This window comes from Janthinobacterium sp. BJB426 (genome assembly GCF_002735705.1).
Taxonomy (GTDB): Bacteria; Pseudomonadota; Gammaproteobacteria; order Burkholderiales; family Burkholderiaceae_D; genus Janthinobacterium.
Genome location: NZ_PDZL01000002.1, coordinates 293,861 through 307,350 on the forward strand (window position 1 = coordinate 293,861; position 13,490 = coordinate 307,350).

The following is a 13,490-nucleotide window of genomic DNA, read 5'->3' on the forward strand; positions in this document are numbered from 1 at the left end:
GAGATAATCTGGCGCTGAAAAAGAAAAACCCGCGCTACTTATTCAGCAGCGCGGGCTTCTATATTCTGGCGGAGCGGACGGGACTCGAACCCGCGACCCCCGACGTGACAGGCCGGTATTCTAACCAACTGAACTACCACTCCTTAAGAGCGTATTTTTTTGGCGGAGCGGACGGGACTCGAACCCGCGACCTCCGACGTGACAGGCCGGCATTCTAACCAACTGAACTACCACTCCGAAAAATACACAGTACTACTTGCATTTGCATCCAGGGCTGTTATTCGAAGAACTTCAACCCTGAAATCGCGGCACCCGGAGGCGCCGCCAAATGTTTCCGGTGATTGTCACCTCACCGAAGTCCGTTAGTTTACAGCATCCTTCAAAGCTTTACCAGCTTTAAATTTTGGAACTTTTGCAGCTTCGATCGTGATCGCTTCTTTCGTACGCGGATTGCGGCCGGTACGCTCAGCGCGTTCGCTGACCGAGAAAGTGCCAAAACCAACCAGCGTCACGCTGTCGTTGTTTTTCAAAGTTTCCGTCACGCCGCCGATAACAGCGTCGAGTGCGCGCGCAGCGGCGGCTTTGGAAATGTCAGCTTTTTCAGCAATGTGGTCGATCAATTCAGTCTTGTTCACTAGCATCCCCAATTACAAAGGTATAAAACGTTTACCGTATCGTTGCGGCACTTTTGGCACCACAGCTGTCCGGCGAAAAAAATGTGCAGGCGTATTAAACAAGCCACACTGTATATGTGTCAAGCGCTTTGGGGGCGCAATTCACGTTTCAATATAAAACAAGCGCTCTAAAAGCGCTTGTTTGGGGAAAACAGGGGTAAAACGTTAGTGTTTTACTACCTCACCGGCCGCGTCAGGCTTGGCCGCGGCGGCCGTGACAGCCTCCACCGCAGCGACATCCGCCAACGCTTCAGGCATGCGTTCGAGGGCGATTTCCAGCACTTTGTCGATCCAGCGCACGGGAACGATCTCCAGTTTGTTCTTGACGTTGTCCGGAATATCGGCCAGGTCTTTCACATTCTGCTCTGGAATCAGGACCGTCTTGATGCCGCCGCGATGCGCTGCCAGCAGCTTTTCTTTCAGGCCGCCGATCGGCAATACTTCGCCGCGCAAGGTGATCTCGCCCGTCATCGCCACGTCGGCACGCACGGGAATGCCCGTGAAGACCGACACCATCGCCACCGTCATGGCCGCGCCGGCCGAAGGACCGTCCTTCGGTGTCGCGCCTTCCGGCACGTGGATGTGGATATCGCTCTTCTCGAACACGTCCGCCTTGATGCCCAGGCGCTGTGCCCGGCTGCGCACCACCGTGCGGGCTGCCTCGATCGACTCTTTCATGACGTCGCCCAGGGTACCCGTGCGGATGATGCCGCCCTTGCCCGGCATCGACACGGCTTCGATGGTCAGCAGATCGCCGCCCACTTCCGTCCATGCCAGACCGACCACCTGGCCGACCTGGTTTTCTTTCTCTGCGACACCGAAATCGTAACGGCGCACGCCAAGGAATTTATCCAGGTTCTTCGAGTTGACGATGACTTTCTTGTCGGATTTCTTCAGCAGCAGCATCTTGACCACCTTGCGGCAGATCTTCGACACTTCACGCTCGAGCGAACGCACACCGGCTTCCCGCGTGTAGTAGCGGATGATGTCGCGCAAGGCCGACTCGGCCACCGAGATTTCCTCTTCCTTCAAGCCGTTGTTCTTGATCTGCTTCGGCAGCAGATAACGCTGCGCGATGCTGGTCTTTTCATCTTCCGTGTAACCGGACAGACGGATCACTTCCATGCGGTCAAGCAAGGCTGGCGGAATGTTGTACGAGTTCGACGTGGCCACGAACATCACGTCGGAGAGGTCGAAATCGACTTCGATGTAATGGTCGGAGAATGTGTGGTTCTGTTCCGGATCCAACACTTCCAGCAGGGCCGACGAAGGATCGCCACGGAAATCGGCGCCCATCTTGTCGACTTCATCGAGCAGGAACAAGGGATTGCGCACGCCGACTTTCGACAGCGATTGCAGGATCTTGCCCGGCATCGAGCCGATGTAGGTGCGGCGGTGGCCGCGGATCTCGGCTTCGTCGCGCACGCCGCCCAGGGCCATGCGCACGAATTTGCGGTTCGTCGCGCGGGCGATGGACTGGCCCAGCGAGGTCTTGCCAACGCCCGGAGGACCGACGAAGCACAGGATAGGCGCTTTGAGCTTGTCGACGCGCTGTTGCACCGCGAGATATTCCAGGATGCGTTCCTTGACCTTGTCGAGGCCGTAGTGGTCGCCCTCGAGCACTTTTTCCGCATTCGCCAGGTCGTTGTTGACCTTGGATTTCTTTTTCCAAGGCAAGTTGACCAGGGTGTCGATGTAGTTACGCACGACGGTGGCTTCGGCCGACATCGGCGACATCAGCTTCAGCTTTTTCAGCTCGTTGGTGGCCTTGTCGAGCGCTTCCTTCGGCATTTTTGCCGAAGCGACTTTCTTCTCCAGCTCGTCGAGGTCGGCGCCATCTTCGCCCTCGCCCAGCTCTTTCTGAATCGCCTTGACTTGCTCGTTCAGGTAGTACTCGCGCTGCGATTTTTCCATCTGGCGCTTGACGCGGCCACGGATGCGCTTTTCCACCTGCAGGATGTCGAGTTCGCCTTCGAGCTGACCCAGCAGATGCTCGAGGCGCTTGGCCACGCTGAAAATTTCCAGGATGACTTGTTTTTGCTCAAGTTTCAGCGGCAGGTGCGCGGCCACCGTGTCGGCCAGGCGGCCGGCATCGTCGATGCCCGACAGCGAAGCGAGGATTTCCGGTGGAATCTTTTTGTTCAGTTTGACGTACTGGTCGAACTGCTGCACGATCGCGCGGCGCATGGCTTCGACTTCCGACTCGTCGCCCGGCTCGGACTCGAGCGGCGTCAGGTCGGCGATGAAGTGCGTCGGCGCATCGCTGATATGGTTGATACGGGCACGCTGCGCGCCTTCGACCAGCACCTTGACGGTGCCATCGGGCAGCTTCAGCATTTGCAGAATATTGGCAACGCAGCCAATTTCATAGATATCCGAAGGAGACGGCTCGTCCTTCGCGGCTGCTTTTTGAGCGGCAAGCATGATGCTCTTGCCCTGCTCCATCGCAGCTTCCAGCGCCTTGATCGACTTTGGACGGCCAACGAACAGCGGTATCACCATATGCGGGAAAACGACGACATCCCGCAACGGCAATAACGGCAGTTGAGTTTGCTCAGTTAATTTGGAAGTTGTCATGGCGTACCTTATAGAAAGCGTGTTTACGATGTTGGCGCTCGCTGCCAAAACACAAGACCGGCGAGAATAAATAATTCTGTGAAACAAACATTTTTCTGTTTATTTCGCAAAACACACCCGCATGACGGTAATAAATGCAGTTTTCACAGTAAAAAAGCCACGCGCAGCTAAGCGCCGCGAGTGGCTTTCCGATTGAAGCCTGCACTCATTGATTTAAATTGTACTGCCATGCATTAAGGAATCAAAACCCTTTTTATGCATTTGTCTCGGCAGTTTTCAATTTTCTCCGGAGGCCTTGGCAGTCTCTTGATAAATCAACAAAGGTTTGGCGCCGCTGGTGATGGTATTTTCGTCGATGACGACCTTCACCACATTTTGTTCGCTCGGCAGTTCGTACATGACGTCCAGCAAAGCATGTTCCAGGATGGAGCGCAGGCCACGGGCACCGGTCTTGCGCGCCAGCGCTTTCTTGGCGATCGCATGCAGGGCGGCCGGACGAATCTCCAGTTCCGCGCCTTCCATCTCGAGCAGCTTCGAATACTGCTTGATCAGCGCATTCTTCGGCTCGACGAGAATCTGGATCAGCGCCTCTTCCGTCAATTCCGCCAGGGTGGCGATGACGGGCAGACGGCCGACCAGTTCCGGGATCAGGCCGAACTTGACCAGATCTTCCGGTTCCGCTTGCAGCATCAGTTCGCTGGCCGAGCTTTGCGACTTGCTGCGCACCGTGGCCGAGAAGCCGATGCCGCTCTTTTCGGAACGGTTGGCGATCACTTTCGACAGGCCGTCAAAGGCGCCGCCGCAGATGAACATGATGTTGGTCGTGTCGATCTGCACGAAATCCTGGTTCGGATGCTTGCGACCGCCTTGTGGCGGCACGGAAGCCATCGTGCCTTCGATGAGTTTCAGCAAGGCTTGCTGCACGCCCTCGCCCGACACGTCGCGCGTGATGGACGGATTGTCGGACTTGCGCGAAATCTTGTCGATTTCATCGATGTAGACGATGCCGCGCTGGGCTTTCTCGACGTCATAGTTGCAGCTTTGCAGCAGCTTCTGGATGATGTTTTCCACGTCTTCACCCACGTAACCGGCTTCGGTCAGGGTGGTGGCGTCGGCGATCACGAACGGCACGTTGAGCATGCGCGCCAGGGTCTGTGCCAGCAGGGTCTTGCCCGAGCCGGTAGGACCGACCAGCAAGATGTTGCTCTTGGCCAGTTCGATGTCGTCTTTCTTGCCCAGGTGCTTGAGGCGCTTGTAATGGTTGTACACCGCCACCGACAGGATGCGCTTGGCAGTCTGCTGGCCGATCACGTACTGATCGAGCAAGGCGGCAATTTCTTGCGGCGTCGGCAGGTCGGATTTGGTACCGGTCACCGTCTCGATGCTCGACGTTTCATCACGGATGATGTCGTTGCACAGGTCGATGCACTCGTCGCAAATGAACACGGACGGGCCGGCGATGAGTTTCTTCACCTCGTGCTGGCTTTTGCCGCAGAACGAGCAATACAGTAATTTTTCGCCGCTAGAGGATTTTTTGTCTGACATAAGGCATTTTGGTTGGAACTGCATTAACAATATTGCAAAATCGCAAGCCGGATGATGGTTGCCGCCCGTAAAGGCCGCTAGCCATGGCGCAAGTCAACAACGCGCACAAGCTCCATGCTACCCGAAATAAAAGCGAAACGCCCGAACGTTTGATCGCCCGGGCGTTTACTTACATGCTTAGCAATACCGGTAGGGGCTCATCAAGCGCGGCTGGTCAACACTTTGTCGATCAAACCATACTCAACGGCCTCGTCGGCGGACATGAAACGGTCGCGGTCGGTGTCCTTGGCGATCTGTTCGATCGTCTGGCCCGTGCGCTCGGCCATGATGCCGTTCAAGCGGGTGCGCAGGTAAAGGATTTCCTTCGCCTGGATCTCGATATCGGACGCCATGCCTTGCGAACCACCGGACGGCTGGTGAATCATGATGCGCGAGTTCGGCAGCGAGAAACGCTTGCCCTTGGCGCCAGCGGCCAGCAGGAAAGCGCCCATCGAAGCAGCCATGCCCGTGCACAGGGTCGAGACGTCCGGCTTGATGAACTGCATGGTGTCGTAGATGGCCATGCCGGCCGAGACGGAACCACCTGGCGAGTTGATGTAGAGCGAAATTTCCTTTTCCGGATTTTCGCTTTCCAGGAACAGCAGCTGGGCGACAACCAGGTTGGCCATCTGGTCATTGACCGGGCCGACCATGAAAATCAAGCGTTCCTTCAGCAGGCGCGAGTAAATATCATACGAGCGCTCGCCGCGACCGCTTTGTTCCACCACCATCGGCACCAGGCCGAGCATCTCTGTGTCCAGCGCTGGATTACGGTTCATACCTGTCATTTCATTTCCTTGTGAAGCAGTTAGGGGAAGCCGCCCTCACCTTGCGGCAAGAGCAGGCATCCCAATACCAACTGGTTTACGCTTGTGCGTTGCTTCCCATCAGTTCGTCGAAAGCAACTGCTTTCGTCGTGACTTTCGACAGGCCCAACACGTAAGTGACGACGTTTTCTTCCAATACAAGGGCTTCGATCTCACCCAGACGACGACGGTCGCTGTAGTAGTATTTCAGCACTTCGCGTGGATCTTCGTAGCTTTGAGCGAAATCTTCGATCTGCGCCTTGACTTGCTCAGGCGTCGCCTGCAGCTTGTTGTCGCCCACCAGTTGCGACAGGATCAGGCCCAGACGTACGCGACGCTCGGCTTTTTCTGCGAACAGTTCTGCTGGGAAAGGCACGTCCTTGACGTTCATGCCGCGCTGCGCCATGTCCTGGCGGGTCATTTCAGCCAGGCGCTCGGAGTCCTGAGCGATCAGCGTTTTTGGCACTTCCAGCTCAGCAACTTTGATCAGCGCGTCCATGACGGCTTCCTTGTTGCGTGCTTTCACGCGGCCAGCGACTTCGCGTTGCAGGTTGACTTTGATGTCTTCGCGCATTTTGGCCAGGTCGCCATCGGCAACGCCCAGCGACTTTGCGAATTCGGCATCGACTTCCGGCAGGTGCGCCCATTCCAGCTTTTGCAGCGTGATGGTGAACGAAGCGGTTTTGCCAGCTACGTCTTTACCGTGGTAGTCCTCTGGGAACGACAATGGGAAAGTCTTGGACTCGCCCACTTTCAGGCCCAGGGTTGCTGCTTCGAATTCTGGCAGCATGCGGCCTTCGCCCAGCACGAAAGCGTAGCCTTCAGCTTTGCCGCCTGGGAATTCAACGCCGTCGATCGAGCCGACGAAGTCAACGGTCACGCGGTCGCCATTGGCAGCGATAGCCTCACCGCCGTCGCCGTGTTCGCCAGCTTCGCCCTTGGTGTGGAAGTGCACGCGCTGCTTGCGCAGGATGTCGATGGTCTTGTCGATTTCGGCTTCCGACACGTCGGCTTGCACGGTTTCGATTTCAACGGCCGTCAGGTCGCCGATGGCAACTTCCGGATACACTTCGAACGTTGCGTCGAAAGCCAGCTGGCCTTCGGCTGCTTCTTCTTTCGGCACGATGTTCGGGAAACCGGCCACGCGCAGATTGTTTTCGTTGGCGGCGTCGTTGAACGCGCGGCCGACTTTGTCATTCAGCACTTCGGATTCAATTTGGTAGCCGTATTGTGCTGCGACCATTTTCAACGGCACTTTGCCCGGACGGAAGCCCGGTGCCTTAGCCGTACGGGCTTGCACTTTCAGGCGCTTCTCAACTTCCGTGCGGACGTCCGTCAGCGGGAAGGAGATCGTGATACGACGTTCGAGTTTGCCCAAGGTTTCGACTGCAGTTGCCATGTAAAAAATCGTCCAAAAAATAAACACTGTTGGTGCGAGAAAAGAAGACCCGACCCCTTGCGCCATCACTGGCGGCAAGACATGGGTCCAGCTTCACTCGCTCGCATATTCATCTGTAAAAGTACTGCAAACAGGACAATGGACCTGGTCTACCCGGCTGAGGGAAAACCCGCACCAGGCACCAAACAATCCGCCGCTTCCAGTACTGCGACAGGGCTCCGAGCGTCCAGCCTTGCTTCTAAGTAAATGCAGGGCCGGCCATCATTCGGTAAAGCGTGGCATTATAACAAAGGACTTCGGGAAAGTGGCTGGCTTTGCAGCCCGGCCACAGAGGATACCAGCGGCGGCGAACGAGTCGCCACAGCCTGGGGGTGCCCTGTCTTTACTCTTGCCCCGGCATTCTTTGTTTCGCCAGAGACAGGCTTTCCAGCCTGCTTCGTTCATTAGTATATGCGAACTGGCGCCCCGTCCGAAACAAAGAAATGCGCTCACAGCGAAGATTTCGGGCAAAAAACCTTTGATTTACCTCAATTTGGCCATTTTCCAGGCAAATCTCCGTCCCGACTCCGCCTCCCCGCCCGATCTCCGACGAAAAATGGCGCAAACAAAGGCATTCCGAATGACGGAAATACAGGCAAGGCAACAGGAAAACGGGAAAGACGCCTGCAAGGAGGCTGAAGAACAACTTGATGGTGCTGCACCTCGGGCTGAAACAACCCGGATTGGTGCGGATGGGGAGACTCGAACTCCCAAGCCGAAGCACTGGCTTCTAAGACCAGCGTGTCTACCAATTCCACCACATCCGCATTTGTACTACTTGCAACAGATTACTCGCCTGTCGCCTCTGATTTTAACAACTCGGGAGCGATCTGGCTACCGTGGACTTATAGAGCAAGCCCTCGGTAAAGCAAAGGCGGCATTCTACTGGATTTCCCAGAGGAATGCCGCCTTTTTTATGCCTGCACCCTGATGCTGGCTGCTAGCCTTCTTTTGCGCTCACCGGCTCCGGCTTCTTGACCCGGAACCAGGCCGCATACAGGGCTGGCAGGAACAATAAAGTCAAGGCCGTCGCCAGGATCAATCCTCCCATGATGGCGACTGCCATCGGCCCCCAGAACACGGAGCGCGACAAGGGGATCATGGCCAGCGCCGCGGCGGCGGCCGTCAGCACGATGGGGCGGCAGCGGCGCACGGCCGAATCGATGATGGCATCCCACGGGGCCGAGCCATCCTTGATGTCTTGCTCGATCTGGTCGACGAGAATCACCGAGTTGCGGATGATCATGCCGAACAGCGCGATGACGCCCAGGTTGGCCACGAAGCCCAGCGGGCGGTGCAACAGCAGCAAGGCAAACGCGGCGCCCGCCACGCCCAGCGGCCCCGTCAGGAACACCAGCAGCGAGCGCGAGAAACTATGCAGCTGCAACATCAGCAAGGTAAAGATGATGAAGATCGCCAGCGGCAGGTTGGCCGCAATCGACGCTTCCGCCTCGCCACTGTCGGCCGCCACGCCCTTCACATTGATGCGGTAGCCGGCCGGCATCTTGGCCCGCAAGGCGTCGAGCTGCGGCGCCAGCTGCGTCGACACGGTGGCGCCCTGGATGCCATCGATCACGTCTGACTGCACGGTGATGGCCCATTCACGCTTGTCGCGCCAGACGACACCCGGCTCCCACACGAAATGCACGCGGGCCAGCTGCGAGATGGGCACAGACTTGCCCGTCGCAGTCGGAATATTCGTGTCATTCAGCACGGAAATCGTCGCCCGCTCTTCCAGTGGCTGGCGCACCTGGATATCGATCAATTTATTGTCTTCGCGGAACTGGCCGATGACCGTGCCCGACAGGATCGTATTGGCCGCCTGCATCACCGTTTTCGAGGTGACGCCCAGCGCGCGCATCTTGTCCTGGTCCAGGTCCAGGCGCAGTACCTTCACCGATTCATTCCAGTTGTCGTTGACGCCCAGGGTGTTCGGATTGGCACGCATGATGTCCTTGACCTGGTCGGCGATGGCGCGCACACCGGCCACTTCCGGCCCCGTGACGCGGAACTGCACCGGATACGGCACCGGCGGTCCGTTCGGCAAGAGTTTGACGCGGCCCCGCACTTCCGGGAAATCTTTCTTGAAGACATCGACGATTTGCTGGCGCAAGCGTTCGCGGTCGGCCAGGCTCTTCGGCAAGACCACCACTTGCGACACGTTGGTCTGCGGGAAGATCTGGTCCAGCGGCAAGTAGAAACGGGGGCTGCCCGTACCCACATAGCTGGTCACGCTTTCCACGCCGTCGAGCTTGCCCACAAAAGCTTCGAATTTCTTGACCTGCTTTTCATTCGCGGCGAACGTCGTGCCTTCGGGCGACCACAGTTCCACCATCAGTTCGGGACGGCTGGAATCGGGGAAGAATTGCTTTTCGATAAAATTGAAACCATAGATGCCCAGCGCAAAGATGGCCAGGGTGGCGGCGATCGTCGTCTTGCGCCACTCCACGCACCAGGTGACGGCGCGGCGGAAGCGGCGGAAGTTCGGCGTGTCGAACAATTCATGGTCGTTATGCGCGTGCGGTTTCACTTTCAGCAAGACGTAGCCGATATATGGCGTGAAAACGACGGCCACCACCCACGAGATGATCAGGGCCAGCGCATTGACGGAGAACAAGGAGAACGTGTATTCGCCGGCGGCCGACTTGGCCAGGCCGATGGGCAAGAAGCCCGCCACCGTGATCAGGGTGCCCGTCAGCATGGGCATGGCCGTCGACGTGTAGGCAAACGTGGCCGCGTCGAAGCGCGACATGCCCTCTTCCATCTTGCGCACCATCATCTCGACGGCAATGATGGCGTCATCGACCAGCAAGCCCAGCGCGATGATCAGGGCACCGAGCGAAATCTTGTGCAAGTCGATGTCGAGCAGGCGCATGAACAGGAAGGTGACAGCCAGCACCAGCGGGATGGTCAGCGCCACCACCAGGCCCGGCCGCACGTCGATGCGCAGCGGTTTCGTGTGCAAGCCCAGCGCGACAAAGCTGACGGCCAGCACGATCAGGATGGCTTCGATCAGGGTATGCACGAATTCGCCCACGGAGGCCGACACGGCTTCCGGCTGGTTCGACACGCGCTGCAGTTCTATGCCCACGGGCAACTCGCTCTTCATGCGCGTCACCGTTGCCTGCAAGGCCTTGCCCATGTCGATGATATTGCCGCCCTTTTCCATCGACACGCCCAGGCCGATCACTTCCTTGCCGTTGAAACGCATCTTGTCCTTGGGAGGATCGACGAGTTCGCGTTTCACAGTGGCAAAATCACCGAGGCGGAAGGTGGTGCCGTTGGCGCGCAGTTCCAGGTTTTCCAGGTCCTTGACGGTCAGCATGGCGCCCGTCACGCGCACTTGCAGATTGTCCGTCGGCGTCACCAGCACGCCCGTGGCGTTGATGCTGTTTTGCGCGGACAGCTGCTGCACGATGGCGTCGAAAGGAATGCCCAGCTGGGCAAATTTCTTGTGAGAAAAGACGATATTGATCTTTTCATCCTGCACGCCAAACAGTTCCACCTTCGATACCTGCCCCACGGCCAGCAGTTCTTGGCGCACCTTGTCCGCGTAATCCTTCATTTCCGCGTACGTAAAACCGTCGCCGGACAGGGCGAAGATGGAGCCATACGTGTCGCCGAACTCGTCATTGAAGAACGGCCCCACGACGCCGGCCGGCAAGGTGCCCTGGATGTCGCCGATCTTTTTGCGCACCTGGTACCAGGCGGCCGCCGTTTCCTTGGGCGGCGCCGATTCGCGCAGCTCCAGCAGGATCAAGGTTTCGCCCGGCTTCGAATAGCTGGTGATCTCGTCGATGTACGGCGTTTCCTGCAGTTTCTTTTCCAGCTTGTCCGTCACCTGCTCGGCCATCTGCAAGGCCGTGGCACCGGGCCAGTACGCTTGCAGCACCATGGCACGGAAGGTAAACGGGGGATCTTCATCCTGGCCCAGGCTGGCATAACTGAGCATGCCGCCGATCAGCAGCACGGCCATCAGGTAGCGCGTCAGGGGAATGTGTTCGAGCGCCCAGCGCGACAGATTGAAGCCGCCCTTCATTTGACGGCACCCACGCTGGCGGCGGCAGCGGCGACATCAGGCTTGCTGGCCAGTTCGGCGCCGAGGATGGACACTTTCTGGCCAGGCTTGAGCAGGTTGACGCCGGCCGTGACCACGGTCTGGCCCGCTTTCACGCCCGAAGTCAGCAGCAGCTCATTGCCCGCCACGCCGCCCACCGTCACCGGCACCAGCTTCACGGCGCCGTTTTCCACCACCCACACGGAACTTTGCGATTTCTCATTGAACAGGGCCGTCAGCGGCACCTTGATCTGCGGCGTGGCCGTTTGCGAGGCGAACTGCACCACGGCCGTCATGCCCAGGCGTGCCTGCGGCGCGTCCGGGATGCTGACCTTGGCGATATAGGTGCGCGTGGCGGCATCGGCCACGGGCGACACTTCGCGTATCTTGCCCGGCAAGCCCTGCTTCGGATCGGCCCACAGACGCACCACCACATCCTTGACGCCGCGCAAGGTTTCCACCTTGTCTTCAGGAATACCGATCACGACTTCCTTCTCGCCGCTCTTGGCCACTTGCACGACGGGCGCGCCGGGCGCCACCACCTGCCCCACTTCGGCCTCGATGCGCGTGACGACGCCGTCGACGTCGGCCAGCAAGCTGGCATAGCCGGACTGGTTCGCCTGGCCACGGTACAGGGCCTGGGCCGCTTCCACGTTCGCCTGCGCCGCCTTGTAGGTGGCGTCCTTGCCGTCGAGCACGGCCTGGCTGACGAAATTTTTCTCGCGCAAGTCCTGGTAGCGCTTGAGTTCCGCGCGCGCCAGGTCGCGGCTCGTTTCCGCGCTGACCAGCGAAGCCTTGGCCTGCGCCTGCGACAGCTGCAAGTCGACAGGGTCGAGCTGCATCAGCACTTGCCCCTTCTTGACCGTGGCGCCCACGTCGACCTTGCGCGCGACGATCTTGCCGCCCACGCGGAAGCCCAGCTGCGATACGACACGGGGCACGACCTCGCCCGCCAGCTCGGCACTCACGTCAACATTACTGCTAGACAATACGATCGCGCGCACGGGGCGCACGTCTTCCACTTTGACGGCAGGCTTGGAACAGGCCGCCAGGGTCAGCGCCAGAGCGGCAGCGGCAATCAGCCGCAGGGCGGGAAGAGCTGGTACGCCGGTCTCGCGGCGCAGGGTTTTCAGGGCAAACAAGGTATTTTCCTTTACTATGCGGGCTGCAATATTTTTATGCGGAGAAACTTTTTGCTTGTCCTTTGGGCCAAGCCAAACTTTTTCGCACGCGATATCCTTAAATTTGTGACAATATCAGCTTGATCATGACGGGGAGTGATTTTCCCCTAATGACTTTCTGGTTATTAATTATAATCGTGCGTAAAAGTTTTTAGTGACTTTTGCGTCATTAATCTTGAGACGTACAACGTCCGGCCACATTCCAGCGTTTCAGGGGTGCCGGGCAAACGCAAGACTAGAGAAGTGTGTTCATGCCTGTAGACCATTACGAAAATTTTCCAGTTGCATCATTTTTACTGCCGCGCCGCCTGGTGCCTGCCGTCGAAGCCATCTATGCCTTCGCCCGCAGCGCCGACGACCTGGCCGATGAAGGCGACGCCACGCCGGCCGAGCGCCTGTCCGCCCTGCACGCCTATGAAGCAGCGCTGGGCCGCATCGCCCGCCAGGAAGACCATGCTGGCGAGACCGCCGCCATGTTCGAACGCCTGGCTGCCATCATCGCCAAACACCAGCTGCCGCTGAAGCCGTTTTACGATCTGTTGTCGGCCTTCAAGCAGGATGTGGAAACGACGCGCTACGCCAGTTATGACGACGTGCTCGATTACTGCGCCCGCTCGGCCAACCCCGTGGGGCTGCTGATGCTGCACCTGTATGGCGCGGCCGATGAACAGAATGTACGCGATTCCGATGCGATATGTTCAGCTTTGCAACTAATTAATTTCCTGCAAGACGTCGCCATCGACCAGCAAAAAGAGCGCATCTACCTGCCGATGGAAGACTTGACCCGCTTTGCCGTCTCCGCCGCCGCCTTCGAGCGGCCCGAGGCGCACGGCAAGTGGAGCGCCCTGATGCGCTTCGAAGTGGCCCGCACGCGCGCCCTGATGCTGTCCGGCGCGCCGCTGGCCCTGCGCCTGCGCGGGCGCATCGGCTGGGAGCTGCGTCTGGTGGTGCAAGGAGGCTTGCGCATCCTCGAATGCATCGAAGCCGTCAATTACGACGTGTTCCGGCGCCGCCCCAAGCTGGAGAAACGCGACTGGCTGATCATTTTCTGGCGCGCGCTGCGCATGTCGCGCAAAAGCTTGCATCAAGAGACACAAGTAAAAACGGCTTTTCCCCCGTCGCCCACTCTGTAAGACGATAGAATAGCGGCTTCGATCTGCAACCCTTGCTCTT

Annotated in this window: 8 protein-coding genes and 3 tRNA genes; 1 reads left to right on the forward strand and 10 read right to left on the reverse strand. The window is 58.4% G+C overall.

Annotation, left to right across the window (positions count from 1 at the left end):
• Nucleotides 1–66 precede the first annotated feature (66 nt).
• The 10 genes from CSQ93_RS04315 to CSQ93_RS04360 form a co-directional block, all read right to left on the reverse strand.
• Nucleotides 67–143 (reverse strand) — tRNA-Asp (locus CSQ93_RS04315).
• A 17-nt stretch (nucleotides 144–160) separates the two neighbouring features.
• A tRNA-Asp gene (locus tag CSQ93_RS04320) sits at nucleotides 161–237 on the reverse strand.
• Nucleotides 238–362: 125 nt separating this feature from the next.
• Nucleotides 363–635, reverse strand: coding sequence for an HU family DNA-binding protein (locus CSQ93_RS04325; protein WP_010398442.1), 273 nt, complete (start codon nucleotides 633–635; stop codon nucleotides 363–365).
• 204 nt (nucleotides 636–839) lie between these two features.
• Nucleotides 840–3,251 (reverse strand): endopeptidase La, encoded by a 2,412-nt coding sequence (lon, locus tag CSQ93_RS04330; protein ID WP_034787304.1) that lies wholly within the window; start codon nucleotides 3,249–3,251, stop codon nucleotides 840–842.
• Between the two features lie 276 nt (nucleotides 3,252–3,527).
• The gene (clpX, locus tag CSQ93_RS04335; protein WP_010398446.1) at nucleotides 3,528–4,796 is read right to left on the reverse strand and encodes an ATP-dependent Clp protease ATP-binding subunit ClpX; all 1,269 of its coding nucleotides are present in this window, start codon (nucleotides 4,794–4,796) and stop codon (nucleotides 3,528–3,530) included.
• A gap of 200 nt (nucleotides 4,797–4,996) precedes the next feature.
• The gene (gene clpP, locus CSQ93_RS04340; protein ID WP_369811567.1) at nucleotides 4,997–5,614 is read right to left on the reverse strand and encodes an ATP-dependent Clp endopeptidase proteolytic subunit ClpP; all 618 of its coding nucleotides are present in this window, start codon (nucleotides 5,612–5,614) and stop codon (nucleotides 4,997–4,999) included.
• An 85-nt stretch (nucleotides 5,615–5,699) separates the two neighbouring features.
• Nucleotides 5,700–7,040, reverse strand: a complete 1,341-nt coding sequence (gene tig, locus CSQ93_RS04345; RefSeq protein WP_086145519.1) for a trigger factor — start codon at nucleotides 7,038–7,040, stop codon at nucleotides 5,700–5,702.
• 723 nt (nucleotides 7,041–7,763) lie between these two features.
• A tRNA-Leu gene (locus CSQ93_RS04350) sits at nucleotides 7,764–7,846 on the reverse strand.
• Between the two features lie 173 nt (nucleotides 7,847–8,019).
• Nucleotides 8,020–11,118, reverse strand: coding sequence for an efflux RND transporter permease subunit (locus CSQ93_RS04355; protein WP_099376920.1), 3,099 nt, complete (start codon nucleotides 11,116–11,118; stop codon nucleotides 8,020–8,022).
• Nucleotides 11,115–12,278 carry an efflux RND transporter periplasmic adaptor subunit gene (locus CSQ93_RS04360; protein WP_099376921.1) on the reverse strand — a complete coding sequence of 388 codons (1,164 nt, stop codon included), beginning with the start codon at nucleotides 12,276–12,278 and terminating at the stop codon, nucleotides 11,115–11,117. Before CSQ93_RS04360 ends, CSQ93_RS04355 begins: the two co-directional genes overlap by 4 nt.
• A gap of 290 nt (nucleotides 12,279–12,568) precedes the next feature.
• Between CSQ93_RS04360 and hpnC the strand changes: the two genes are divergently transcribed.
• The gene (hpnC, locus tag CSQ93_RS04365; RefSeq protein ID WP_099376922.1) at nucleotides 12,569–13,450 is read left to right on the forward strand and encodes a squalene synthase HpnC; all 882 of its coding nucleotides are present in this window, start codon (nucleotides 12,569–12,571) and stop codon (nucleotides 13,448–13,450) included.
• Nucleotides 13,451–13,490: the final 40 nt, after the last annotated feature.

Coding starts and splice junctions, on each gene's coding strand:
- lon (WP_034787304.1), bottom strand. CDS start 3,251: ATGACAACTTCCAAATTAACTGAGCAAACTCAACTGCCGTTATTGCCG.
- hpnC (WP_099376922.1), top strand. CDS start 12,569: ATGCCTGTAGACCATTACGAAAATTTTCCAGTTGCATCATTTTTACTG.
- clpX (WP_010398446.1), bottom strand. CDS start 4,796: ATGTCAGACAAAAAATCCTCTAGCGGCGAAAAATTACTGTATTGCTCG.
- clpP (WP_369811567.1), bottom strand. CDS start 5,614: ATGAACCGTAATCCAGCGCTGGACACAGAGATGCTCGGCCTGGTGCCG.
- CSQ93_RS04355 (WP_099376920.1), bottom strand. CDS start 11,118: ATGAAGGGCGGCTTCAATCTGTCGCGCTGGGCGCTCGAACACATTCCC.
- tig (WP_086145519.1), bottom strand. CDS start 7,040: ATGGCAACTGCAGTCGAAACCTTGGGCAAACTCGAACGTCGTATCACG.